Origin of the sequence: Streptomyces sp. ISL-98 (genome assembly GCF_018614055.1) — a bacterium.
Taxonomy (GTDB): domain Bacteria; phylum Actinomycetota; class Actinomycetes; order Streptomycetales; family Streptomycetaceae; genus Streptomyces; species Streptomyces spiramyceticus.
Genome location: NZ_JAGGPB010000019.1, coordinates 43809 through 66491 on the forward strand (window position 1 = coordinate 43809; position 22683 = coordinate 66491).

Annotated in this window: 22 protein-coding genes; 9 read left to right on the forward strand and 13 right to left on the reverse strand. The window is 70.8% G+C overall.

The genetic code is table 11. The features are described from left to right. Nucleotide 1 precedes the first annotated feature (1 nt). The 5 genes from nadC to J7I98_RS13205 form a co-directional block, all read right to left on the reverse strand. Entirely contained in the window at nucleotides 2–988 is a 987-nt protein-coding gene (gene nadC, locus J7I98_RS13185) for a carboxylating nicotinate-nucleotide diphosphorylase (protein ID WP_214920847.1), read from the reverse strand. Nucleotides 989–990: 2 nt separating this feature from the next. Further along, nucleotides 991–2721: an L-aspartate oxidase gene (locus tag J7I98_RS13190; RefSeq protein WP_214920848.1), complete on the reverse strand. Its 1731-nt coding sequence runs from the start codon at nucleotides 2719–2721 to the stop codon at nucleotides 991–993. Then, nucleotides 2718–3779, reverse strand: a complete 1062-nt coding sequence (gene panC, locus J7I98_RS13195; protein WP_214920849.1) for a pantoate--beta-alanine ligase — start codon at nucleotides 3777–3779, stop codon at nucleotides 2718–2720. Before panC ends, J7I98_RS13190 begins: the two co-directional genes overlap by 4 nt. Continuing rightward, nucleotides 3776–4705, reverse strand: coding sequence for a Rossmann-like and DUF2520 domain-containing protein (locus J7I98_RS13200; RefSeq protein WP_214920850.1), 930 nt, complete (start codon nucleotides 4703–4705; stop codon nucleotides 3776–3778). The genes panC and J7I98_RS13200 overlap by 4 nt, the downstream gene beginning before the upstream one ends. Nucleotides 4706–4850: 145 nt before the next feature. Beyond that, a complete protein-coding gene (locus J7I98_RS13205; protein WP_251020559.1) occupies nucleotides 4851–5105 on the reverse strand; it encodes a hypothetical protein in 255 nt (84 codons plus the stop codon). A 105-nt stretch (nucleotides 5106–5210) separates the two neighbouring features. Between J7I98_RS13205 and J7I98_RS13210 the strand changes: the two genes are divergently transcribed. Both J7I98_RS13210 and J7I98_RS13215 read left to right on the forward strand, forming a co-directional pair. Then, nucleotides 5211–6347 (forward strand): DUF5937 family protein, encoded by a 1137-nt coding sequence (locus tag J7I98_RS13210; protein WP_214921089.1) that lies wholly within the window; start codon nucleotides 5211–5213, stop codon nucleotides 6345–6347. Between the two features lie 115 nt (nucleotides 6348–6462). Next, complete coding sequence (locus J7I98_RS13215; protein WP_214920851.1) at nucleotides 6463–7188, forward strand: DUF899 family protein; 726 nt, start codon at nucleotides 6463–6465, stop codon at nucleotides 7186–7188. A gap of 51 nt (nucleotides 7189–7239) precedes the next feature. Here the strand turns inward: J7I98_RS13215 and J7I98_RS13220 are convergent, their stop codons facing one another. Both J7I98_RS13220 and J7I98_RS13225 read right to left on the reverse strand, forming a co-directional pair. Then, nucleotides 7240–8382: an NADH-quinone oxidoreductase subunit D gene (locus J7I98_RS13220; protein WP_214920852.1), complete on the reverse strand. Its 1143-nt coding sequence runs from the start codon at nucleotides 8380–8382 to the stop codon at nucleotides 7240–7242. A 114-nt stretch (nucleotides 8383–8496) separates the two neighbouring features. Beyond that, nucleotides 8497–9564 (reverse strand): SAM-dependent methyltransferase, encoded by a 1068-nt coding sequence (locus tag J7I98_RS13225; protein ID WP_214920853.1) that lies wholly within the window; start codon nucleotides 9562–9564, stop codon nucleotides 8497–8499. A 96-nt stretch (nucleotides 9565–9660) separates the two neighbouring features. Here J7I98_RS13225 and J7I98_RS13230 point away from each other — a divergent pair, with 96 nt between their 5' ends. Then, nucleotides 9661–10863, forward strand: coding sequence for a sensor histidine kinase (locus J7I98_RS13230; protein WP_214920854.1), 1203 nt, complete (start codon nucleotides 9661–9663; stop codon nucleotides 10861–10863). Nucleotides 10864–10922: 59 nt separating this feature from the next. Beyond that, nucleotides 10923–11615: a response regulator transcription factor gene (locus tag J7I98_RS13235; protein ID WP_214920855.1), complete on the forward strand. Its 693-nt coding sequence runs from the start codon at nucleotides 10923–10925 to the stop codon at nucleotides 11613–11615. 139 nt (nucleotides 11616–11754) lie between these two features. Here the strand turns inward: J7I98_RS13235 and J7I98_RS13240 are convergent, their stop codons facing one another. From J7I98_RS13240 to J7I98_RS13255, 4 genes are all read right to left on the reverse strand, one after another. Continuing rightward, nucleotides 11755–12732, reverse strand: coding sequence for a hypothetical protein (locus J7I98_RS13240; RefSeq protein ID WP_214920856.1), 978 nt, complete (start codon nucleotides 12730–12732; stop codon nucleotides 11755–11757). Nucleotides 12733–12817: 85 nt separating this feature from the next. Continuing rightward, complete coding sequence (locus J7I98_RS13245; protein ID WP_214920857.1) at nucleotides 12818–13780, reverse strand: ABC transporter substrate-binding protein; 963 nt, start codon at nucleotides 13778–13780, stop codon at nucleotides 12818–12820. 67 nt (nucleotides 13781–13847) lie between these two features. After that, entirely contained in the window at nucleotides 13848–14537 is a 690-nt protein-coding gene (locus J7I98_RS13250; RefSeq protein ID WP_214920858.1) for an ABC transporter permease, read from the reverse strand. A gap of 3 nt (nucleotides 14538–14540) precedes the next feature. Next, a complete protein-coding gene (locus tag J7I98_RS13255; protein WP_214920859.1) occupies nucleotides 14541–15293 on the reverse strand; it encodes an ABC transporter permease in 753 nt (250 codons plus the stop codon). A gap of 177 nt (nucleotides 15294–15470) precedes the next feature. Between J7I98_RS13255 and J7I98_RS13260 the strand changes: the two genes are divergently transcribed. Beyond that, nucleotides 15471–16637: an ABC transporter ATP-binding protein gene (locus J7I98_RS13260; protein WP_214920860.1), complete on the forward strand. Its 1167-nt coding sequence runs from the start codon at nucleotides 15471–15473 to the stop codon at nucleotides 16635–16637. Here J7I98_RS13260 and J7I98_RS13265 read toward each other — a convergent pair. Next, nucleotides 16624–17736: an esterase family protein gene (locus tag J7I98_RS13265; protein ID WP_214920861.1), complete on the reverse strand. Its 1113-nt coding sequence runs from the start codon at nucleotides 17734–17736 to the stop codon at nucleotides 16624–16626. The genes J7I98_RS13260 and J7I98_RS13265 overlap by 14 nt on opposite strands. 136 nt (nucleotides 17737–17872) lie before the next feature. On the opposite strand from J7I98_RS13265, the gene J7I98_RS13270 reads away from it, so the two are divergent. Next, entirely contained in the window at nucleotides 17873–19714 is a 1842-nt protein-coding gene (locus tag J7I98_RS13270; RefSeq protein WP_214920862.1) for a phosphatidylglycerol lysyltransferase domain-containing protein, read from the forward strand. Between the two features lie 19 nt (nucleotides 19715–19733). Here J7I98_RS13270 and J7I98_RS13275 read toward each other — a convergent pair whose 3' ends face one another. Continuing rightward, nucleotides 19734–20660, reverse strand: a complete 927-nt coding sequence (locus tag J7I98_RS13275) for an NADP-dependent oxidoreductase (protein ID WP_214920863.1) — start codon at nucleotides 20658–20660, stop codon at nucleotides 19734–19736. Between the two features lie 129 nt (nucleotides 20661–20789). Between J7I98_RS13275 and J7I98_RS13280 the strand changes: the two genes are divergently transcribed. Genes J7I98_RS13280 through J7I98_RS13290 form a run of 3 tightly spaced genes read left to right on the forward strand, consistent with a single transcriptional unit; the run spans nucleotide 20790 to nucleotide 22553 of the window. Further along, nucleotides 20790–21218, forward strand: coding sequence for a MarR family winged helix-turn-helix transcriptional regulator (locus tag J7I98_RS13280; RefSeq protein ID WP_214921090.1), 429 nt, complete (start codon nucleotides 20790–20792; stop codon nucleotides 21216–21218). 16 nt (nucleotides 21219–21234) lie between these two features. After that, nucleotides 21235–22104, forward strand: coding sequence for a dihydropteroate synthase (gene folP / locus J7I98_RS13285; protein ID WP_214920864.1), 870 nt, complete (start codon nucleotides 21235–21237; stop codon nucleotides 22102–22104). Then, nucleotides 22101–22553 (forward strand): nuclear transport factor 2 family protein, encoded by a 453-nt coding sequence (locus tag J7I98_RS13290; protein ID WP_214920865.1) that lies wholly within the window; start codon nucleotides 22101–22103, stop codon nucleotides 22551–22553. Before folP ends, J7I98_RS13290 begins: the two co-directional genes overlap by 4 nt. The last annotated feature ends 130 nt before the right edge of the window (nucleotides 22554–22683 follow it).

The window sequence follows — 22683 nt, forward strand, 5'->3', positions numbered from 1 at the left end:
GTTACTTCGCCTCGCGGAGGTCGAGGCCGATGTCGAGGATCGGGGAGGAGTGCGTGAGCGCCCCGACGGCGAGGTAGTCGACGCCCGTCTCGGCGTACGCCCGGGCCGTGTCGAGGGTGAGGCGCCCGGAGGATTCGAGGACCGCGCGGCCGTTCACCAGGGCCACCGCCTCCGCCGTCTGCTCCGGGGTGAAGTTGTCCAGCAGGATCAGGTCGGCGCCCGCGTCCAGGACCTCGGTGACCTGGGCGAGGGTGTCGACCTCGACCTCGATCGGGACCTCCGGGAACTGCTTGCGTACGAGCGTGAACGCCTCGGCCACACCGCCCGCCGCGACCACGTGGTTGTCCTTGACCAGCGCCGCGTCCGACAGGGACATGCGGTGGTTGACGCCGCCGCCGCAGCGGACCGCGAACTTCTCCAGGGAGCGCAGACCGGGCGTCGTCTTGCGGGTGTCGCGGACCTTGGCGCCGGTGCCTTCGAGTACGTCGGCCCATGCGCGGGTCGCGGTCGCGATGCCGGAGAGGCGGCACAGCAGGTTGAGCGCGCTGCGCTCGCCGGTGAGCAGGTCGCGGGTGCGGGTGGTGACGCTGATCAGCTTCTGGCCGGCTTCGACGCGGTCGCCGTCCTCGACGTGCCGCTCGACCTCGAACTCGTCCGTGCAGACGATGGAGAGGACCGCCTCGGCGACGCGCAGACCGGCGACGACGCCCGCCTCACGCGCAGTGAAGTCGCCGGTCGCGACGGCGTCCTCGGGGACGGTCGCGACGGTCGTCACATCCACGCCGTGGGCGAGGTCCTCGCCGAGGGCGACGTTCGCGATCTCCTCGACCTCGACGGGGTCCAGGCCCGCTTCGACGAGGAGCTGGACGAGGCCCGGGTCGAGGGCGCACTCGCTGGTGTCGAGTTCGTACGTCTCCCCGCAGCCGCAGGAGTCGCCGCAGCCGCCGGAGGCGGTCGGCAGGAGCTGGGGGTTGTCGGGCGTACTCACGGTTACTGCTCCCTCTGAGCGTGTGCGGGGCGGCGTGCGGGACTTGCGGGATGTGCGGTGCGTACGGGCGGGAATGAGGCGGAGTCGGTGCGGCGCACCGCGAGGTTGCGGTCTGGGGTCAGCCGTACGACGAGGTGCTTGCGCCAGGCGTCGTCGTCGCGGTCCGGCCGGTCCTCGCGCCAGTGGCAGCCGCGGGTCTCCTCGCGCTCCCGGGCGGCGGCCACCAGGACGCGCGATACGAGGAGGAGGTTGGTGGCCTCCCAGGCGTCGACGCCCGGCTCGGCGTCCTTCGCGTCCCCGTCGGCCTCCAGGGCGGCCGCGCGGTACAGGGCTTCCAGGGCATCGGCCGCGTGGTCGAGGCTCTCGGCGGAGCGGAGCACTCCCGCGCCGGCCGTCATGACCCGCTGGATCTCGATGCGGGCCGCGGGGTCGAAGAGAGGGCCGGGTTCCTCTTCGTTCTGCACGGCGGGGCCGGGCGAGGCGGGGGCGGCCGCGATGTCCTCCGCGATGCGTTCCGCGAAGACGAGGCCCTCCAGGAGGGAGTTGGACGCCAGGCGGTTCGCACCGTGCACGCCCGTGCAGGCGACCTCGCCGCACGCGTACAGGCCGGGCACCGTCGTACGGCCGTGGAGGTCGGTCCGTACGCCGCCGGACGCGTAGTGGGCCGCGGGGGCGACCGGGATGGGCTGGGTGACCGGGTCGATGCCGTGCGAGCGGCAGGCCGCCAGGATGGTGGGGAAGCGGGCCTCCCACATGTCGGCGCCGAAGTGCCGGGCGTCCAGGTACATGTGCTCGGCGCCCTGCTCGCGGATGCGGCGCATGATCGCCTTGGCGACGATGTCGCGGGGCGCCAGTTCGGCGAGCTCGTGCTGGCCCGCCATGAAGCGCACGCCGTCGGCGTCGACGAGATGCGCGCCCTCGCCCCGTACGGCTTCCGACACCAGCGGCTGCTGGCCCTCCGCGTCGGCTCCCAGGAAGAGCACGGTCGGGTGGAACTGGACGAATTCGAGGTCCGAGACCTCGGCGCCCGCGCGCAGCGCCAGCGCGACGCCGTCGCCCGTCGAGACGGACGGGTTGGTGGTGGCCGAGAAGACCTGGCCCATTCCGCCGGTGGCGAGGACGACGGCCGGGGCACGGACCGCGCCGACGCCGTCGTGCTGGCCCTCGCCCATGACGTGCAGGGTGACGCCGGCGGTACGGCCGTCCACGTCCGTCAGCAGGTCCAGGACCAGGGCGTTCTCGATCGTACGGAGCGAGGCGGAGCGCACGGCTTCGACCAGCGCGCGGGAGATCTCGGCGCCCGTGGCGTCGCCGCCCGCGTGGGCGATACGGCGGCGGTGGTGGCCGCCCTCGCGGGTGAGGGCGATGTCCCCGCCGGCGGTGGTGTCGAACTGCGCACCGGTTTCGATCAGCCGGCGTACGGCGTCGGGGCCCTCGGTGACCAGGGCCCGTACCGCCTCCTCGTCGCACAGGCCCGCGCCCGCGACGAGCGTGTCGTCCAGGTGCTGCTCGGGGGTGTCGCCTTCGCCCAGCGCGGCGGCTATGCCGCCCTGTGCCCAGCGCGTTGAGCCGTCGTCCAGGCGGGCCTTGGTGACGACAACGGTACGCAGACCGGCGGCGGTGCAGCGGAGCGCCGCCGTCAGGCCGGCGACGCCGGAGCCGACGACCACGACGTCTGCGTCGATGGACCAGCCGGGGGCGGGGGCCTTCAGCCGTATACCGGTGCGGGTCATGCCGAGGCTCCCTGCTCGCGGGTCTCGCGGGTCTCGCGGATTTCGTGGACGAAGGTCAGCGGAATGTTGTCGATCAGGCGCGTCGCGCCGACCTTGGCGGCCACCGCCAGGACCGCGTCGCCGCGGTAGGTGTCGGGGACCTCGGTGAAATCGGACGGGTCGACCAGGGCCACGTAGTCGAGGTCGAGCGGGGGGTCGAGGCGCGTGGCCGCGTCCAGGACGGCGGCCGCTGCCGCGCGGACGGCGGCGGGGCCGCTCAGGTCCGGCTGGCCGGCCTGCGCCACGGCGTACGCGTCGGCGGCGGCCCGCGTCTCGCCGACCGCGGCGAGCCCGGCCACGCGCTGGGGCGTCGGCGGTACGGTCTGGGCCGACGCGCGGGCCTGCAGGGCCTCCTGGGCGGCAAGCCGGTCACGGGCGGCGAACAGGGCCCCGGAGAGGGCGAGCGCGGTGCGGCGCTCCTGGGGCGACAGGTACCGGTTGCGACTGGACAGGGCCAGGCCGTCTTCCTCACGGACCGTCGGTACGCCGACGATCTCCACCGGGAAGTTGAGGTCCTGGGCCATGCGGCGGATCAGGGCCAGCTGCTGGGCGTCCTTCTGCCCGAAGAAGGCGGCGTCGGGCGTCGTCAGGTGCAGCAGCTTCGCCACGACGGTCAGCATGCCGTCGAAGTGCCCCGGCCGGGACGCTCCTTCGAGGCACTCGCCCATCGGGCCCGCGGCGATACGGACCTGCGGCTCTCCGCCCGGGTAGACCTCTTCGGCGGAGGGGGCGAAGACGACGTTCGCGCCTGCCTGTTCGGCGAGGGCGAGGTCGGCTTCGAGGGTGCGGGGGTAGCGGTCGAGGTCCTCGCCCACGCCGAACTGGAGGGGGTTGACGAAGACGGTGACGACGACGAAGCCCTTGGGTCCGACGTGCTTGCGCGCGGCCCGGATCAGCGTCGCGTGGCCCTCGTGCAGGGCGCCCATGGTCATGACGACGGCGGTGCGGCCGAGGGCGCCGAAATGGTCGAGAACGTAACGGAGGTCTTCGCGCGTGGGGACCAGCTCGAAGGCACTCATCGGACCTCCCCTTCGTCCTGCTTCGCCAGTACGCCCAGCAGGTCCTCGGCCAGCTCCGGCTTGAGCAGGCCGTGCGCGAGGGCGCGGTCGGCGGTCGTACGGGCCATCGCGAGGTATCCCGACACGGCGTGCGGCGCGTGCTTGCGCAGCTCGGCGACGTGCGCGGCCACGGTCCCCGCGTCGCCGCGCGCGACGGGGCCGGTGAGCGCCGCGTCGCCGGAGCGCAGGGCATTGTCGAGGGCGGCGCCGAGCAGCGGGCCGAGCATCCGGTCGGGGGCGTCGACGCCCGCCTCACGGAGCAGCTCCATCGACTGGGCCACCAGGGTGACCAGGTAATTCGCGCCCAGCGCCAGGGCGGCGTGGTAGAGCGGACGGGACTCCTCCGCGATCCACTCGGGCTCGCCGCCCATCTCGATGACCAGGGCCTCGGCGGCCAGCCGCAGCTCGTCGGGCGCGGTGACGCCGAAGGAACAGCCGGCCAGCCGCTGGACGTCCACGGAGGTGCCGGTGAAGGTCATCGCGGGGTGCAGGGCGAGCGGCAGCGCGCCGGCGCGCAGGGCGGGTGCGAGGACCCCGGTTCCGTACCGGCCGGAGGTGTGCACGATCAGCTGCCCCGGGCGGACGGCGCCGGTCTCCGCGAGACCTTCCACGAGGCCCGGCAGTGCGTCGTCGGGGACCGTCAGCAGCACCAGTTCGGCGCGGGCCAGTACGTCGGCGGGGGTGACCAGCGGAACGTCGGGCAGGAGCGTCGCCGCTCTGCGTACGGACGCTTCCGAGACGCCGGAGACGGCGACCGGGCGGTGCCCCGCCAGTTGCAGCGCGGCGGCGAGGGCCGGGCCGACCCTGCCGGCTCCGACCACGCCGACGGTGAGGCGGGCTGGTCGGTCCCTGGCATCCAGGGGCTCGTGTGGTGCGTTCACATTCACGCGGGGACGGCCTTCCGTTCCAGTCCGCGGCGGGTACCGGACGATTTCTCGTCATGCTACGCCAGCGTTTCGCGCACCCGCCGCGCTGTCCACAGCCTGTGGGCGGCGGCCGCGCCGCACGCTGTTCCCCTACCCCGGCCACCGCTCAGCCGCACACAACGGGACGGCTGTCCGCAGGACGGGTGGTTGAAGGGGCCGGGGCCCTGGAGGTGAAGAGGCGAGTCAGGGCGGCGCGGACGCGGCCCCGCGCGGGCCGGCCCTCGACCACCGCACGGAAACGTTGGTAATCGCGAACCTCCCGCACAACCTGCCAGTCACCCTCGCCAGGAGCCGGCGGAGCAGAACCGCCCAGCTGGGCGGTGCGATAGACGTCGAGCATGTGCTGCTGAATGGCGTTCATGTGCATCACCATGCGTACGCCCCCAGCCGAACGCGCTTCGTTTGACGAGCCCCGTCAATCGGCGGCCCGACTGTCAGTGGCGGCAGGCACGATGAACCCATGAGCGTGTCAATCGACATCACCGGCCTGCCGCCCGAGCGCATCTCCTTCGAGACCTCTCCGCTCGCGGAGCTCGGCATGGCTCTGCACGCCCTGGCGGAGCCCGGGCACCACCCCGGGCTGCACGGCTGGGCGACCGCGACCGCCGCATCGCTGAAGCCGGACCTCGCCGACCGGCTGCACGAGGCGGACTTCCTGTGGCGCAGCACGTTCTCGGACGTCTTCATGCCGTTCGCCGGCGTGCGGGACGGGGACGGCAGGACGGGCTCGACGCTCACCGAGGACCTGGACGCGCTCGACCGGCTGGACGACGACCGGTTCGTCTCCTCCGCGCTGGAGTTCACCTGCTCCAGTACGTACGGCATCGGCGGCCCGTCCCCGCTCCACGACCCCGCGCTGCGCGAGCGCGCGCTGGAGCTGGCCGCCGCACGCGGGCCGAAGCAGACCGACTTCGCGGCCCGGCTGCTCGACGACCCGACGTCCGTGCGGGCCTGGCTGCGGCGGCTCTTCGAGGACTGCGACCAGGCGTTCTTCGCCGACACGTGGCGGCGTATACGGGTCCAACTGGCCGCCGATGCCCGGCACAAGGGCGAGGTGCTGCGGCACAAGGGCCTCGCCGAAGCGTTGTACGCGGTGTCTCCCGCGCTGTCGCTGGAGGAGCGCCGCGGCGGTGCGGGGCGCGGCGCCCGGACCCGTATCCACGCGGACAAGCTGGCCGAGGGACGCACCAGCGCCATGGACCCGGCCGTCGGCGCGGGGCTCACCTTCGTCCCGTCCAGCTTCGGCTGGCCGCACTTGTCGGTCCTGCACGCGCCGGGCTGGCGGCCGGTGATCCACTATCCGGTCGGCGCCCCCGAACTCCCGACCCCCGCCTCGGTCGAGCTGCTCAAGCTGCGGATGGAGGCGCTGGCCCACCCGATGCGCATGCGCCTGTGCCGCAACCTGGCCCGCTCTCCGTACACCACGGGCGAGCTCGCCGACTCGCACGGCATCAGCGCACCCGAGGTGTCGCGGCACCTGACGGTGCTGAAGAAGGCGGGCCTGGTGACGATGCAGCGGCGCGGGCGGTATGTCATGCACCAACTGGACCTCCAGGCGGTGTCCCGGCTGGGGAGCGACTTCCTGGAGGGAATCCTGCGCTGAGGCAGGGGAAAGCTGAGGCAGGGGAAAAGAGTTTCCGAAGCGGGGCGCCCGCTCGACCGCGCGCCGTCTCGCGCTCCGGCTGGCACCGGACCACCGCACACCGCACGCTGGAGGCATGACGTTTCCGGGCGAGTCGGCCGAGTACCGTGCCGCGCGCGATCGGCTGCTCCTGCAGGAGGTCTCGTTGCGCCGTGCCACGGAGGCGGTGGCTGCCGCGAGGCGCAAGCTGCCGCCAGGCGGGCCGGTTCCCGAGGACTATGTGTTCCAGGGGGCCGGGGCCGACGGCGCTCCGGCCGATGTGCGGCTCTCGGAGCTGTTCGCGCCGGGCAAGGACTCGCTGGTGATCTACGGTTTCATGTTCCCGCGCCACCCCGGTGACGACCGGCCGGGCCCCAAGACGGGGCGCACAGCGCAGCTGAAGCGCGAAGAAGGTCCGTGCCCGTCGTGCACGGCGATCCTCGATCAGCTCGACGGCGCCGTCGAGCACGTCACCCAGCGCGTCAACTTCGCGGTCGTGGCGAAGGCGCCGCTGCCCCGGCTTCTCGCGTTCGCCGAGGAGCGCGGCTGGCGGAGGCTGCGCCTGCTGTCCTCGGCAGGCAATACGTACCGGCGTGACTATCTCGCCGAGACGGCGGAGGGCGTATCGATGCCGATGCTGAACGTGTTCCGGCGCGACGGCGAGGAGATCCGCCACTTCTGGGGCTCGGAGCTGCTCTACGCGCCCACCGATGATCCCGGCCAGGGGCCCCGCCATGTCGGCACCATCGAGCCGCTCTGGAACCTGTTCGACCTCACACCGGACGGGCGCGGAACCGACTGGGACGAGCAGCTGGACTACTAGGACTGCTTGTAGGACTGCTTGTAGGGCCGCTACTTAGGACTACTACTAGGACTACTTGTCGATGTCGCCGACGACGAAGAACAGCGATCCGAGGATCGCGACCATGTCCGCGACCAGCGTCCCCGGCAGCAGCTCCGTCAGCGCCTGGATGTTGTTGAACGACGCGGAGCGCAGCTTCAGGCGGTACGGCGTCTTCTCGCCCTTCGACACCAGGTAGTAGCCGTTGATACCGAGCGGGTTCTCGGTCCAGGCGTACGTGTGCCCCTCCGGGGCCTTCAGCACCTTCGGCAGCCGCTGGTTGATCGGGCCGGGCGGCAGGTCGGCCATCCGGTCGAGGCAGGCGTCCGCGAGGTCCAGCGCGTTGTGGGTCTGGTCGAGGAGGATCTCGAAGCGGGCCAGGCAGTCGCCCTCGGTCCTGGTGGCGACCTTGAGGGTGTCCTGCAGTTCGCTGTACGCGAGGTACGGCTCGTCGCGCCGCAGGTCGAAGTCGACACCGGAGGCGCGGGCAATAGGGCCGCTGACGCCGTACGCGTGCACGGCCTCGGCCGACAGGATGCCGACCCCGCGCGTACGGCCCCGGAAGATCTCGTTGCCGACGACGAGGTTGTCGTACACGTCCATCCGGGAACGGACGTCCGCGACGGCCTCGCGGGCGCGGCCGAGCCAGCCGGCGGGCAGGTCCTCCTTGAGGCCGCCGACCCGGTTGAACATGTAGTGCATGCGGCCGCCGGAGACCTCCTCCATGACGGCCTGGAGCTCCTCGCGCTCTCGGAACGCGTAGAAGACCGGGGTGATTCCACCCAGTTCGAGGGGGTACGACCCGAGGAACATCAGGTGGTTGAGGACCCGGTTGAGCTCGGCGAGCAGCGTACGGGTCCAGACCGCCCGCTCCGGGACCTCCATGCCGAGCATCCGCTCGACGGCCATGACGACGCCGAGCTCGTTCGAGAAGGCGGACAGCCAGTCGTGGCGGTTCGCGAGCATCACGATCTGGCGGTAGTCACGCGCCTCGAAGAGCTTCTCCGCACCCCGGTGCATGTAGCCGATCACCGGCTCCGCGTGCTGGATGCGCTCGCCGTCGAGGACCAGGCGGAGGCGGAGGACGCCGTGGGTGGAGGGATGCTGGGGGCCGATGTTGAGCACCATGTCGGTGCTCTCCGCCGCGCCGCCGATGCCGACCGTGGTCTCCGTCATGCGGCCAGTATCCCCCGTGGGCCGTACGGGGCGGGCGGGGGCTCCTGCGGAAGCAATTTCCGCAGCCCGCCCGCAGACGCGGCGGCACGGACCCCGACGGCGGTGCGCCACCCGCTAAGGGCGTCCACCCCTATTGCCCCCATTGGACGGACGGCCGGGTGGAAAAGGCGCCCACTGCATCAGCCAGCCGAAGTCCCCCAGGCCGCCCCGTGCCGTCAGCTCCGCCGCTTCACCCGTCGACGCGAGCGCCCGTACGTACGCCGCCGGATCCGTACTCGCCAGCGCGAGCGGCGGCCGCGCGGCCGTTACGCCGAGGCGGTGCAGGGCCTCGCGCTGGGTCAGCAGTTCCGCCCCGGGCAGCGCGCACGCGTCCAGGGCCACGTGGGCGGTGATGTCGCAGCTTCCGTCGGGTACGGGGCGTACCTCGCGCCCAGCCCGGAACCCGGTCAGCGAGCCGAACGGCGGACGTGCCGCGCAGGAGTGGGCGTAGTCGACAGCAACCGCGAGCCCAGCGTCGAGCGTCGCAACGGCGGTGGCCCACGCGACGTCCCGGGCCCGCCCAATCTCGGCCCGCAGCCCGGCTTCGGCCCCCACGCCACCAGCACCAGCACCAGCACCAGCACCAGCACCAGCACCAGCACCCAACGGCCACCACCGCGTCAGCCACTCCGCGTCCGCGCCCGTCACCGCGTCGCCCAGGCGTTCCTCACCGTCCGCCGCCCGTACGAGCACGTATCGCGCCGTACCCTCCGCGTCTGTCTCCGCCACGTCCACCGGCACGTTGTCCAGCCACTCGTTCGCGAACAGCAGCCCGCTCACGCCCGACGGCGGCTCGGCCCGCCACTCGATGCGGGGGTCCAGGTCCGCCGGGCGGGGCGCCCGTTCCACCGCGTACGGCCGCACCCGCACCGAGAGCTCCGGCGGCAGCGCCGTCAGCACGCCGGTCAGCAGCTCACCCCGGCCCGCCCCGATGTCCACCAGCGCCAGCTCGTCCGGCTGCCCGAGTGCGTCGTCGACCTCCGTCAGCAGCCGTGCGACGGCCGAAGCGAAGAGCGGGGACGCGTGTACCGACGTACGGAAATGGCCTGCCGGACCAGGCCCTCCGGGGCGTACGTAGAACCCTTCGGGCCCGTACAGCGCGGCCTCCGTCGCTTCCCGCCACCCCTGCCACTCATCCGTCACGGCACCAAGTCTCCACCTTGGGGAGTAGGCTCCGGCCCACCGGATCGCTCCTCCGGTTGACCCCTGCACCTATTGGGTTTCCCTACGCTGGGTTACGTGCAACGCCTCTACGACTTCATCCGCAGACACCCGACGAGCGTCGACAGCTTCTGGGCTGTGATGCTCTTCGGGTTCTCCATGCTGTGGGCCGTCCAGGCGACGATGGGCACCGAGCCGCGGATCGCGGCCATCCCGATCGTTACGCTGCTCTGTCTCGTGGTGGCGCTGCGCCGCCGCGCACCGCAGAAAATGCTGCTGCTGGCGATCCTGATGGGCGTCGCCCAGCTCGCGTTCGACGTCGAGGTCAATCCGGCCGACTGGGCCATGCTCGTCATCATCTACACCGTCGCCGCGAGCGACGGGCCACGCTGGATCTCGCGTGTCGCGCTCGTCGGCGGCCTGGCCGCGGCCCCGCTGGCGCAACTGCGCTGGCCGGCCGACAAGGACGGCACGGTCCTTCCGGCCATCTTCTTCTCGGTCGTCATGGCGCTGCCGTTCGCGCTGGCGTGGGTCCTCGGCGACTCGATGCGGACCCGGCGCGCGTATTTCGCGGAGCTGGAGGAGCGCGCCGCGCGCCTGGAAAAGGAACGCGAGGCGCAGTCGAAGGTGGCCGTCGCCGCCGAGCGGGCCCGTATCGCCCGCGAGCTGCACGATGTCGTCGCGCACAACGTCTCGGTCATGGTGGTGCAGGCGGACGGCGCGGCGTACGTCCTGGACGCCTCCCCGGCCCAGGCCAAGCAGGCACTGGAGACCATCTCGACGACCGGCCGCCAGGCGCTCGCCGAGATGCGGCGGCTCCTGGGCGTACTGCGCACCGGCGAGCAGGCGGTGAGCGGTGAGTACGTGCCGCAGCCCGACGTCGAGCAGATCGAGGACCTCGTCGAGCAGGTACGGACCGCGGGGCTGACCGTCGACTTCAAGGTCGAGGGCACGCCACGGCCGCTGCCGAGCGGGGTGGAGCTCACGGCGTACCGCATCGTGCAGGAAGCCCTCACCAATACGCGCAAGCACGGCGGCCCGGACGTGGGCGCGAGCGTACGGCTGGTCTACTTCGACGACGGGCTCGGCCTGCTCGTCGAGGACGACGGGCGGGGCGCGGCGCACGAGCTGTACGAGGACGGCGGGGCCGACGGGCAGGGTCACGGGCTGATCGGCATGCGGGAGCGCGTCGGTATGGTCGGCGGCACGCTGGACGCGGGGCCGCGGCCGGGCGGCGGCTTCCGGATCAGCGCGCTGCTCCCCCTGAAACCGTCCCACTGATCTGCCCATTTCTTCCGAGTACCTGAACTCCGAGTGCCTGACGAAAGGTCACCCTCTCCATGTCCATCCGCGTGATGCTCGTAGACGACCAGATGCTGCTGCGCACCGGCTTCCGGATGGTCCTGGCCGCTCAGCCGGACATGGAGGTGGTCGCCGAGGCGGGCGACGGGGCGGAGGCGATCGAGGTCCTGCGCTCGGCGGCGGTGGACGTGGTCCTGATGGACGTACGTATGCCGAAACTGGACGGGGTCGAGGCGACACGGCGGATCTGCGCGGAGCCGGATGCGCCGAAGGTCCTCATCCTGACCACCTTCGACCTGGACGAGTACGCCTTCTCCGGGCTGAAGGCGGGGGCGAGCGGCTTCATGCTGAAGGACGTACCGCCGGGCGAACTGCTGGCCGCGATCCGCTCGGTGCACAGCGGCGACGCGGTCGTGGCGCCGTCCACGACCCGGCGCCTGCTGGACCGCTTCTCGCCGCTGCTGCCCAGCACGGGCAAGGAGACGCAAGCCGTCAACAGCGCGCTGGGGCGCCTGACGGACCGTGAGCGCGAGGTGATGCTGCTCGTCGCGCAGGGGCTGTCGAACGGGGAGATCGCGGCACGGCTGGTCCTGTCGGAGGCCACGGTCAAGACACACGTGGGCCGCATCCTGACGAAGCTGAACCTGCGGGACCGCGTCCAGGTGGTGGTGCTGGCGTACGAGTCCGGACTGGTCCGGGCGGGCGGAGCCGGCGGCCTGGCTGCGGGTTAGCCGGATTTCAGCCCGTCCGGCGAATGTCACAGCCGGGAAGAGCGGGGTCTCCCCGGCTCGAACGAAGTTGAGAGCTTGGGGAAAGGTTGGGGAACAGTGCCGCAGGCACCCGGACCCCACCTCGCACCCGCACCCGCACCTACGAGATCGCGCTGCGCAGCTCCGCCACGCTGAGCTGTTCCGTTTCGTCGTGGGCCGTCAGGTCGATGACCTGGCCCACCACCCGCGCCCCCGACGCCCTGCTCGCCGCCGCCAGCGCCTCCTCGCCCACCACGTCCGCGAGGTCTTCCTTCTCGACGGCTTCGATCGCCGCCGGGCCCGGCTTCTGTGTGCCGAAGAAGTCGAAGCCGCCCTCCGTGCGCGACGCACGGCGGTTCTGTGCGGCGTCGTACGGGACGACCGCGGAAGCGGACGCGACGGGGCGCGTGGCGATGGCGGACGACGGCCGCGCGTGTTCCGGGGAGGACTCGCTCCCGGACACGGCATCGGTACCGGCGGCCGCCTCGTGCTTCCCCTCCGGCTGCTCCACCCCACCTGGTCCCCGCGGTTCCCGCGCCTGCTTCGCCGCGTTGCGCGACAGGTTGTCCAGCGCCATGGTGGCCCGCAGGTACGCGGACGGCGTCGGCGTACTGCTCGCCGCGGGCAGTGCCTTCGCGGGGGACGCCGCCTCTATCGCCAGCAGCCTCCGGCCCTCCAGCGCGCTCGCCCGCTCCGTCTCGGCGGTCGCGTACCGGCGCAGCAGCGCCGCGTGCTCGCCCCGCAGCGCGGCCAGCTCGACCCGCTTGGCGCGCAGCTTCGCGTCGAGCCTGGCCCGCAGCGCACGCGATTCGTCGAGGTCGGACTCGAGATCGGCTATTCGCTCCTCGGTCTTCCACTCGTCGCTCGCCCGCGCCCGTGTCAGCTCGGCGACTCTCCGCCCCGCCGAACGGTCCCAACTGCGCATCATGACCGCGCCGGTGACCGCGGCAGCGGCCGCGACGGCGACCAGGCCGCGCAGCACCACCGGTTCCGCGAACAACCACGCACCGGCGGCGCTGATTATCGATGCGCCGGCGACCGCGGAAGGCGGAAGGATCCTGTGCAGGGGTGGGGAATGGCGGTGGCGTCCACGTGGCATGGCCTGAAATTTACCGTGCGTGGACGATGGATGGGGCCCCGCCCGGCAATCTGTTCCCGGGCGGTTACCCATTTGCTTACCGGGGCTACTTCTTGATCAGGCCCTTGGACTCCAGATACGCCTTCGCGGCGTCGGCGGGCTTCACCCGTTCCGCGTCGATCCTGCGGTTCAGCTCGACCAGATCATCCGTCGTCAGCGCCTTGGTGAGCTTGCCGAGAGCGTCGGCTATCGCCTGCGATCCGGCGTCCTTCGCATTGACGACGGGCAGTACGTTGTCCGCGTTCTGGAGCTTCTTGTCGTCCTCCAGGAGTACGAGCCCGAACCCCTCCAGCGTCGCGTCCGTCGTCGTGGTCAGCACCAGCTGATCGGCGCCGTCCTTGACGGCCTGCTTGGCCTGCGGAGTCCCTACGCCCTTGGGGTCGACGCCCTTCACGTCGATCCCGTACGCCTTCTTCAGACCCGGTGCGCAGAAGGGCCGGACCGTGCATTCGTCACCCGCGGCGATCTTCACCCCGAGCTTGGACTCGCCGAGGTCGGAAAGCGTCTTGAGCTTGTTCTTCTCGGCGTATTCTTTGCTCACGGCGAAGGCGTTCTGGTCGACGGCCTCGCCGGCGGGCAGCGCCTTGAGTCCGCGCGGCTCCGCAAGCTTCTCCAGCGCTTTGAAGGTGGCGGTGACATCGCTGGACGCCACCGGATTCTTCTCCGGCGCCTTGGGGCCGTTGGCCTTCGCGTTCAGGAATTCCGCAAGCGTAGCGGCGTATTCCGGTACGACGTCGATCTCGCCCTTCTCCAGGGCGGGTTCGTACAGCTCGCGGTTCTTCGCCGTCTTGATCGACGTGTCGTATCCGGCGTCGGAGAGAAGCTGCGCGTACAGCTCGGCCAGCACCTTGGACTCGGTGAATCCGGCCGAACCCACCACCAGCGAGCCGTTCTTGCCCGCCTCACCGCCCTTGTCCTTCTCCAAGCTCTCGCCGCCGCACGCGGCCAGGCCGCCGGCCAGTGCGATCACGGCCAGTACCGCACCCGCTGTGCGCGAAGTCCTGCTCATGAGGTTCACCATCCAAGGAGAAAGGGGACGAAAGGGAGGACAAGGCAAGAAAAGAGGAGAGGCATCGTCAGGCTGTCTTCTGCGCTCCGGAGGCTCGCCGGCGCATCGGGTCGAGCAGCCGGTCCGCCGCCACCAGTACGCCCTCGACCAGCAGAGCGAGCCCCGCCACGAGCAGCGCGCCCGCCACCACCTGCGGGGTGTTGTACGTGTTGAAGCCGGCCGTGATGATCCGTCCGAGGCCGCCCTCGCCCGCCATCGCCGCGAGCGTCGCCGTGGCGACGACCTGGACGGCCGCCGACCTGAGCCCCGTCATGACCAGCGGGTACGCGAGGGGCAGTTCGACCCGCACGAAGAGCTGGCGCCCCGACATGCCCATCCCGCGCGCGGCCTCCACAACTGCCCGGTCCACCTCCCGCATGCCGATGTACGCATTGGTCAGCAGCGGCGGCACCGCGAACAGTACGAGCGCGATGATCGTCGGCAGGTCGCCCTGCCTGCCCAGTGGTGTGAGCGTCAGCAGGATCAGCACCGCGAGGGTGGGAATCGCCCTCCCCGCATTGGAGAGGTTGATCGCGAGTGCGCCGCCCCGGCCGAGGTGGCCGAGCCAGAGCGCGACCGGCAGTGCGATCAGACATGACAGCAGCAGGCACACGCCGCTGAAGTAGAGATGCTCACCGAGCCGGTTCCAGACGCCGCTCTCGCCCTGCCAGTTGGCGGCGGTCGTCAGCCAGGTGAAGGCGTCCCCGATCGCTCCCATGGATCAGCCGACCTTCGCGATACGGGCAGCACGGCCGCTACGGGCGGCTGCCGTACGGCCGGTGCGTATTCGGGGCGTACGCACCCGGGTCCACGGGGTCAGCGCCCGCTGCAGCCAGAGCAGCAGCAGGTCGGCCACCACAGCCAACAGGACGCAGATCACCGAAGCAGTGAGCACCTGTGCCTTGAAGAGGGAATCGAGGCCGTCCACGATCAGCGTCCCCAGCCCGCCGTACCCCACGATCGCGCCGACCGTCGTCAGGGCGACCGTCGACACCGTCGCGATCCGCACCCCGGCCAGCAAGGCGGGCAGCGCCAGCGGCAGTTCGACCTCCCACAGCAGTCGCGCCGGCCCGTACCCCATGCCCTGCGCGGCCTCCCGTGCTTCCGCGGGCACCGCTTCCAGTCCGGCCAGGATGTTCCGTACGAGCACGGTCAGCGAATAGAGCACGAGACCCGTGACCACCACGGCCGCCGAAAGCCCGAACAGGGGCAGCAGCAGCGAGAACATCGCCAGCGAAGGGACCGTGTAGAGGACGGTCGTCAGGCCCAGAATCGGACCCGCGAGCCTGCTGCGGCGGCCGGCCCGCCCGCGCGCGAGCAAGGCCAGCGGAAACGCGATCAGCAGTCCCAGCACGACCGAAATCGCGGTGATCCACACATGCTGCACGGTCGCATCGGTCAGCTCCTGGCTGCGGGAACGCACATACTCCCCGCAAATCCAGTCGTTCGCCGTCAGACAGCTCTGGCCGCTCATGCGTCCCCACCTCCCCCGAGTCCCCGAACTCATGTCTGACGACATTCACGTCTCACGACCATATCCTCGGCCACTGACAATCGCCGAGGGCCGCCACATTCCTGCAACACGGAGCGGGGCATGGGGGTCGTCCCCCGGAAAAGTGACAGCACGTCGCACGGGCAACAATGGGGAACCATGATCCGATTCGAGCACGTCACCAAGCGGTACGCCGACGGCACCACCGCCGTCGACGACCTCTCCTTCGAAGTCGCGGAGGGCGAACTGGTCACGCTCGTCGGGCCGTCCGGCTGCGGCAAGACCACCACCATGAAGATGGTGAACCGGCTGATCGAGCCGACCGAGGGCCGGATATTCCTCGACGGGGACGACATATCGACCATCGACCCCGTTCAGCTGCGCCGCCGCATCGGCTATGTCATCCAGCAAGTCGGCCTCTTCCCCCACAAGACGGTTCTGGAGAACACCGCCACCGTCCCCCACCTCCTCGGCGTCAAGCGCGCCAAAGCCCGCGAGCGCGCCGCCGAGCTCCTCGACCTGGTCGGCCTCGACCCGTCCGTGCACGGCGACCGCTACCCCGACCAGCTCTCCGGCGGCCAGCGTCAACGCGTCGGCGTGGCAAGGGCTCTGGCCGCGGACCCGCCGGTGCTTCTGATGGACGAGCCGTTCGGCGCGGTCGACCCGGTCGTGCGCGAGCATCTCCAGAACGAGTTCCTGAAGCTCCAGTCGCAGGTGCGCAAGACCGTCCTCTTCGTCACTCATGACATCGAGGAGGCCGTCCGTCTCGGTGACCGCATCGCCGTCTACGGGCAGGGCAGGATCGAGCAGTTCGACGCCCCGGCGACCGTACTGGGCATGCCCGCCACCCCCTATGTCGCGGACTTCGTCGGCGCCGACCGGGGCCTCAAGCGCCTCTCCGTCACGCCCATAGAGCCCGGCGATCTGGAACAGCCGCCCGTCGTGCACCTCGACGACCCGGTCAAGCAGGCAGCCGCCGCACTGACCGCGGAAGGTGCCCGCTGGGCCGTCGTCCTGGACAGCGAGGACGACCTGCACGGCTGGATCTCCGCCGAGCAGGCCCGGACGGCCACCGGGACCGTACGCGAACACGCCCGTCGCATGGAGGCCTGGCTGCCCGTCGGCGCCTCGCTCAAGCAGGCCTTCTCCACGATGCTCCAGCACGACGCGGGCTGGATCGCGGTCATCGACAAGGAGAGCGCCGGACGTTTCCTCGGCGTACTCACCCCGGCCCGTCTCCATGAGGCACTGCGCCGTTCCATCGATGCCGACGCCCAGGCCCTCCCCCGTACAGCGGTGGAAGTGGAGTCCGTCAGTTCGCCCTGAGCCTGCCGCTGATCCACTCCAGGGCGGGCGCTATTTCGCGCCGCCAGGTGCCGAAGTTGTGGCCGCCGCTGTCCAGGGTGATCGACGAGACCCGGGCGGGCGGCTTCACCTTCTCGATGAAAAGCCGGGTGCCCTGCAGATTGCCCTCGCCCTCCCTGGAACTGGTCACAAGGAAGAACGACTTCGACGGCTTCAGGTGGTCAAGACTCCACAGCAGGTCGGCCCGGTTCGCCTCATTCCTGTTGCCATGGAAGAGGTCCCCTGTCGTCGCGTCTTCGGCCGCCTTGTAGTACGCGGACATGCCCGCTCCCGCACCGAAGTTTCCGGGGTGGTGCATGGCGATTTTCAGGGCGCAGTATCCGCCGGTGGAGTTCCCCATGAAGCCCCAGTTCCGCGGCTTTGTGCCCACCCTGTAGGACTCGGATATCGCTTGGGGCAGGTCCTTGGCGAAGAAGGTCTCGGTCTGCGGGCCGCCCGGTACGTCCACGCATTCGGTGTCCCGGGGCGGCGCGACGGTGGGCCGCATCATCACCAGGATCATCGGCTGCATGTTGCCCGCCGCCGCCTGGATGTACGCCGTCGCCGGATAGCGCAGTCCCTTGAGGAGGTTCTCCGCTGTCCCCGGATAACCGGTGAGTACCACGGACGCCGGGAAGTTCCTCCTGGCGTAACGCGGTTGGAAGTACTCCGGCGGCAGATAGACGTAAGCGGGGCCCTCTATCTTCGACTTCTCCCCCGCTATGACGACCTTCTGTATCTGGCCTCCCACCGCCGGCTTGTGACCGCCCGGCACGTCAACACCCAGCGTTTCTACGACCTTGAGGTGCTTCGCGCCGGCCGAGTGGTCGACGACCACACCCATTTCGGTCTCCTGGCCGAAAAGGTCGGCCCAGGAGCCGTAAAAGAGGAAGGACTTGTTGGCAGCCAGTCCCACGGAGGCGAACAGCATCAACTGGGTTGCGAGCAGCAGCCCGACACGGCCCAGTACGGAGCGCGCGTTGCGCCCGGCCAGACGCGGCCAGAGCCAGATCGTGGCGATGAACAGCGCCACCGCCAGAAGGACGGCGAGTGCCAGAACCTTATTGCTGGTGAGACCCATGATGACGATCGAGCTTTCTGCCAGAATTTCCGGTGAGCGAGTGAACCCGTACCGCTGATGCGCCGTCCTAGAGAGCGCAAATTGTCCGGCGCTTCGGCCCACGGACAGAGAATCTTTCGCGGAGCCACGGGAAGCGATGTCTATCAGGCTAGATGGGGATAAATCGGGAGCGGTTCCGAATCGAGTACGGCGGATCCTGAGCGGTCCGCGACCCGAGTCGGTGCCCTCCCTGGTCGGTACGGCCTGCGCCGTCGTAGGCCTTCTGGACATCGCCGCCGGTGTCTTCCCGCGCTTCCGGCACAGCCGGATGCACGCCGCCGCCGAGGTGCTGCCCGGGGCGCTCGGCCCGTTCGCGGCCGCCCTCGCGATCAGTGCGGGCGTACTGCTGCTGCTTCTCGCGCACGCTCTCAAGCGCCACAAGCGCCGCGCCTGGCGGGCCGCCGTGGTGCTGCTGCCTGCCGGTGCCGCGGCGCAGTTCACGTACCGGCATTCGGTCATCGGCGTGGTGATCTCGCTCGCGCTGCTCGTCCTTCTGCTGCGCCACCGCGGCGAGTTCGCGGCGCTGCCCGACCCGCGGAGCCGTTGGAAGGCGGTGGCGAACTTCGTTCTCCTCGGCGCCGGTTCCCTCGGCCTGGGCCTGGTCATCGTCAGCTCGCACCCGGCGAAGGTCATCGGTAATCCGAGCGTCGCCGACCGGCTTGAGCACGTCCTGTACGGGCTCTTCGGTTTCGAGGGCCCTGTCGACTACGCGGGCCGGGTCTCCTGGACCGTCGGCTACTCGCTCGGCGCGCTCGGCCTGCTCACGGCCGTCACCACCATCTACCTGGCCCTGCGCCCGGAGCACCCGGCCGCCCGCCTCACCGCCGACGACGAGCACCGTCTGCGCGAGCTGCTGGCCAAGCACGGCGGCCGCGACTCCCTGGGCCACTTCGCGCTCCGCCACGACAAGGCCGTCGTCTTCTCCCCCAGCGGCAAGGCCGCCGTCACCTACCGCGTCGTATCCGGCGTGATGCTCGCCAGCGGCGACCCGATCGGCGACGTGGAGGCCTGGCCGGGCGCCATCGAACGCTTCATGGACGAAGCCAAGGCCCACTCCTGGACCCCGGCCGTCATGGGCTGCAGCGAGACCGGCGGCGAAGTGTGGACCCGCGAGACCGGACTCGACGCGCTGGAGCTCGGGGACGAAGCGGTGGTGGATGTGCCGGATTTCTCCCTCGCCGGGCGCGCCATGCGGAACGTACGCCAGATGGTCAAGCGCATCGAGCGCGGTGGTTACGAAACCCGGGTACGACGCGTCCGTGACCTCGGCGAAGCCGAGTTGGACCGCATCCGGCGGGCCGCCGCCGACTGGCGCGGCACCGACACCGAGCGCGGCTTCTCGATGGCGCTCGGCCGCATCGGCGAGCCCGGCGACGGAGACTGCGTGATCGCCACCGCCCACAACACCGCCGACGCGGATTCCCCGTACGGCGACCTGAAGGCCGTACTCCACTTCGTCCCGTGGGGTACGGACGGCATGTCCCTCGACCTGATGCGCCGCGACCGCTCCGCCGACCCCGGCATGAACGAACTGCTGATCGTCGCCGCGCTCCAGGCCGCACCCCAGCTGGGCGTGACCCGCGTCTCGCTCAACTTCGCGATGTTCCGCTCGGCGCTCGCCCGCGGCGAGAAGATCGGCGCGGGACCGGTGCTCCGTATCTGGCGCGGGCTGCTCGTCTTCCTGTCCCGGTGGTTCCAGATCGAGTCGCTGTACAAGTTCAACGCCAAGTTCCGGCCGCGCTGGGAGCCGCGCTTCGTGGTCTTCCGCACCACCCGCGACCTGCCGCGCATCGGCTTCGCGGCGATGCAGGCGGAGGGCTTCGTGACGCTGGCGCTGCCCCGCCCGTTCGCCTCCCGACGGGCGTCGGCCAGGCAGCCGCGCCCGTGCGCGCACCTCGACCAGGTGCGGGCGCGCGAGGCCGGGCAGTCGGCCGCCTGAGCCCGTCTGTATTCTCCGATCAGCCGACGCTGATCGCGATCTTGCCGCGGGTGTGGCCCTCCATGCTCAGCCGCAGCGCGTCGGCGGTCTCCTCCAGCGGGAAGACCGCGGCGACCTCGACGGCCAGCGCACCGCGCTCGGCCAGCTCGGTCAGCGCCGTCAGGTCGGCGGTGTCGGGGCGTACGAAGACATAGCTGCCGCCGAGCCCCAGGACCGCGCCGTCGGCGATGGACGCCAGCCGTCCACCGGGAGCGAGCAGCCCCGGCGAGACCTTGAGCGCGTCGCCACCGACCAGGTCGAGCACGGCGTCCACGCCGCCGGGCGCGAGCGCCTTGACGCGGTCTGCGAGCCCTTCGCCGTACGTCACAGGGGTGGCGCCCAGCGACCGCAGGTAGTCGTGATTGCGCTCGCTCGCCGTGCCGATGACCCGGACGCCGAAGGCGCGGGCGATCTGCACCGCCAGCGAGCCGACGCCGCCGGCCGCCGCGTGCACCAGCAGCGTGTCGCCCTCGGTGACGCCGAGGTGGCGGGTGAGTGCCTGGTACGCCGTGAGGCCGGCCAGCGGCAGCCCGGCCGCCTCCTCGAAGGTGAGGTTCGCGGGCTTGCGGGCCAGGGTGCGCACGGGTGCGGCGACGTACTCGGCGAAGGTGCCGCGCGAGACGAAGTCCTCGCGGACGTATCCGATGACCTCGTCGCCGGGTGCGAACTCGGTCACACCGACGCCCGCCTGCTCGACGACGCCCGCGACGTCCCAGCCCGGGATCACAGGGAAGACCGCGTCGAGTGCGGATTCGAGGTAGCCGGCCTGGATCTTCCAGTCGACGGGGTTGACGGAGGCCGCCCTGATCCGGACGAGCACGGCGTCGGGGCCGAGCTTGGGGTCCGGCGCGTCGCCGTATTCGAGGACGTCCGGGCCGCCGTAGGTGCGGTAGGTGATGGCCTTCATCGTGCTGCTCCCAAAATGCTTGAGTACGTCAAGTAACGATTAGACCGTAGACCTCAATGATTGAGATAGTCAAGCTTTGGTTGATAGGCTGGCAACGTGACAGAGACCATCCCCACCACAGCCCAGCTCATGGAGCGGCTCGCCGAGTCCTTCAGCGGCTACTACGGCGACTTCTCCCTCGCCGCCGCCGACGCGGGCCTCACCGCCAGCCAGGCCAAGACCCTCGGCGTCCTGCGCGCCTCCCCCGCCTCCATGCGCTCACTGGCGACCACGCTGGCCTGCGACGCCTCCAACATCACCGGGATCGTCGACCGCCTGGAGAAGCGTGAGCTCGTACGCCGCGAGGTCAGCCCCACCGACCGCCGCGTGAAGAACGTCGCCCTCACCGAGGCCGGCGAGGAGACCGTCGACGCCATCCGCGCCCGCATGCACACCACGCACGCCGCCATCGACGCCCTCGACGACGAGGACCGCGCCACGCTGTACGAGCTCCTCGGCCGTGTCTTCGGCGGATCAGGCGGTCTACGCGGTTCAGGCGGTTCGGGCCCGGCCGCCTGACGCCTAGGCTGGACGCATGAGTACGTTGCGCGAGCGTGGCCGGATCGAGGGTCTGCCGGACTGGGACCGCTGTGCGGTGATGGGGGTCGTCAATGTGACCCCCGATTCCTTCTCCGACGGCGGGCGCTGGTTCGACACGACCGCCGCGGTCAAGCGCGGCCTCGAACTCGTCGCCGAGGGCGCCGACCTGATCGACGTCGGTGGCGAGTCGACCCGCCCCGGTGCCTCCCGTGTCGACGCCGACGAAGAGCTGAAGCGGGTCATCCCCGTGGTGCGCGGCCTCGCCTCCGAGGGCGTCTCCGTCTCCGTCGACACCATGCGCGCCGCCGTCGCCGAGCAGGCGATCGCGGCGGGCGCTGTCCTGGTCAACGACGTGAGCGGCGGTCTCGCCGACCCCGCCATGATCCCGGCGGTCGCGGCGGCCGGTGCGCCCTTCGTCGTCATGCACTGGCGCGGCTTCAGCGACCGGATGAACAGCCGCGCGGTGTACGCCGATGTGGTCGGCGAGGTCGTATCCGAGCTGCACGCGCGCATGGAAGCCGTGGTCGACGGCGGCATCTCCCCCGAGCGCATCGTCATCGACCCCGGCCTCGGCTTCGCCAAGCAGGCCGAGCACGACCTGGCCCTGGTCGCCCACCTCGCCGACCTGCGCGCCCTGGGCCGCCCCCTGCTCGTCGCCGCATCCCGCAAGCGGTTCCTCGGCCACGTACTGGCGGCATCCGCCGGCGAGGGCGCCACCCCGCCGCCCGCGCGCGAGCGCGACGCCGCCACCGCCGCCGTCTCCGCGATCGCCGCACACGAGGGCGCCTGGGCGGTGCGCGTCCACGAGGTACGGGCGACGGCCGACGCCGTACGGGTCGCCAGGGCCGTCGAGGGAGCCCTGTGAGCCGGGCCAACACGGACATCGAGCAGGTCGAGCTGGCCAACACGGCGTTCTACGAGGCCGTGGAGCGCGGAGACTTCGAGGAGCTGTCGTCCATCTGGCTGGACGACGAGGTCTCCTGTGTCCACCCGGGCTGGCCGGTGCTCTCGGGCCGCGGCGAGGTGTTGCGCTCGTACGCCCTGATCATGGCCAACACCGAGTACATCCAGTTCTTTCTCACCGACGTGAAAGTGACGGTGCTGGGCGACACCGCGCTGGTGACCTGCACCGAGAACACCCTCAGTGGCGGCCCCGCCGAGGAGGCCGGCGAGCTGGGGCCGCTGGTCGGCCAGCTGATCGTGGCCACCAATGTGTTCCGCCGCACCGAGGACGGCTGGAGACTCTGGTCTCACCACGGGTCCCCGGTCCTGACCGAAACCGGCGACGAAGAGGACGACGAGACCCCGGCCTGAGTGGGTAGGGGGCCTCTTGAAGGTTGGCGCCCCTGGCCCCTGGGTATGGGCGGCTACCAGTCCCGTGAGCTTCTGTCCATAGCCCCCTTGGGCGTCCGCTGTCAGTGCTCGCAGGTAGATTCGGTTGAGG

Excerpts from the sequence above, each read along its gene's own strand:
- J7I98_RS13190 (WP_214920848.1), bottom strand. The coding sequence starts at position 2,721 with ATGACCCGCACCGGTATACGGCTGAAGGCCCCCGCCCCCGGCTGGTCC.
- panC (WP_214920849.1), bottom strand. The coding sequence starts at position 3,779 with ATGAGTGCCTTCGAGCTGGTCCCCACGCGCGAAGACCTCCGTTACGTT.
- J7I98_RS13205 (WP_251020559.1), bottom strand. The coding sequence starts at position 5,105 with ATGAACGCCATTCAGCAGCACATGCTCGACGTCTATCGCACCGCCCAG.
- J7I98_RS13215 (WP_214920851.1), top strand. The coding sequence starts at position 6,463 with ATGACGTTTCCGGGCGAGTCGGCCGAGTACCGTGCCGCGCGCGATCGG.
- J7I98_RS13220 (WP_214920852.1), bottom strand. The coding sequence starts at position 8,382 with ATGACGGAGACCACGGTCGGCATCGGCGGCGCGGCGGAGAGCACCGAC.
- J7I98_RS13235 (WP_214920855.1), top strand. The coding sequence starts at position 10,923 with ATGTCCATCCGCGTGATGCTCGTAGACGACCAGATGCTGCTGCGCACC.
- J7I98_RS13240 (WP_214920856.1), bottom strand. The coding sequence starts at position 12,732 with ATGCCACGTGGACGCCACCGCCATTCCCCACCCCTGCACAGGATCCTT.
- J7I98_RS13245 (WP_214920857.1), bottom strand. The coding sequence starts at position 13,780 with ATGAGCAGGACTTCGCGCACAGCGGGTGCGGTACTGGCCGTGATCGCA.
- J7I98_RS13250 (WP_214920858.1), bottom strand. The coding sequence starts at position 14,537 with ATGGGAGCGATCGGGGACGCCTTCACCTGGCTGACGACCGCCGCCAAC.
- J7I98_RS13255 (WP_214920859.1), bottom strand. The coding sequence starts at position 15,293 with ATGAGCGGCCAGAGCTGTCTGACGGCGAACGACTGGATTTGCGGGGAG.
- J7I98_RS13260 (WP_214920860.1), top strand. The coding sequence starts at position 15,471 with ATGATCCGATTCGAGCACGTCACCAAGCGGTACGCCGACGGCACCACC.
- J7I98_RS13265 (WP_214920861.1), bottom strand. The coding sequence starts at position 17,736 with ATGGGTCTCACCAGCAATAAGGTTCTGGCACTCGCCGTCCTTCTGGCG.
- J7I98_RS13270 (WP_214920862.1), top strand. The coding sequence starts at position 17,873 with ATGTCTATCAGGCTAGATGGGGATAAATCGGGAGCGGTTCCGAATCGA.
- J7I98_RS13275 (WP_214920863.1), bottom strand. The coding sequence starts at position 20,660 with ATGAAGGCCATCACCTACCGCACCTACGGCGGCCCGGACGTCCTCGAA.
- J7I98_RS13280 (WP_214921090.1), top strand. The coding sequence starts at position 20,790 with ATGGAGCGGCTCGCCGAGTCCTTCAGCGGCTACTACGGCGACTTCTCC.
- folP (WP_214920864.1), top strand. The coding sequence starts at position 21,235 with ATGAGTACGTTGCGCGAGCGTGGCCGGATCGAGGGTCTGCCGGACTGG.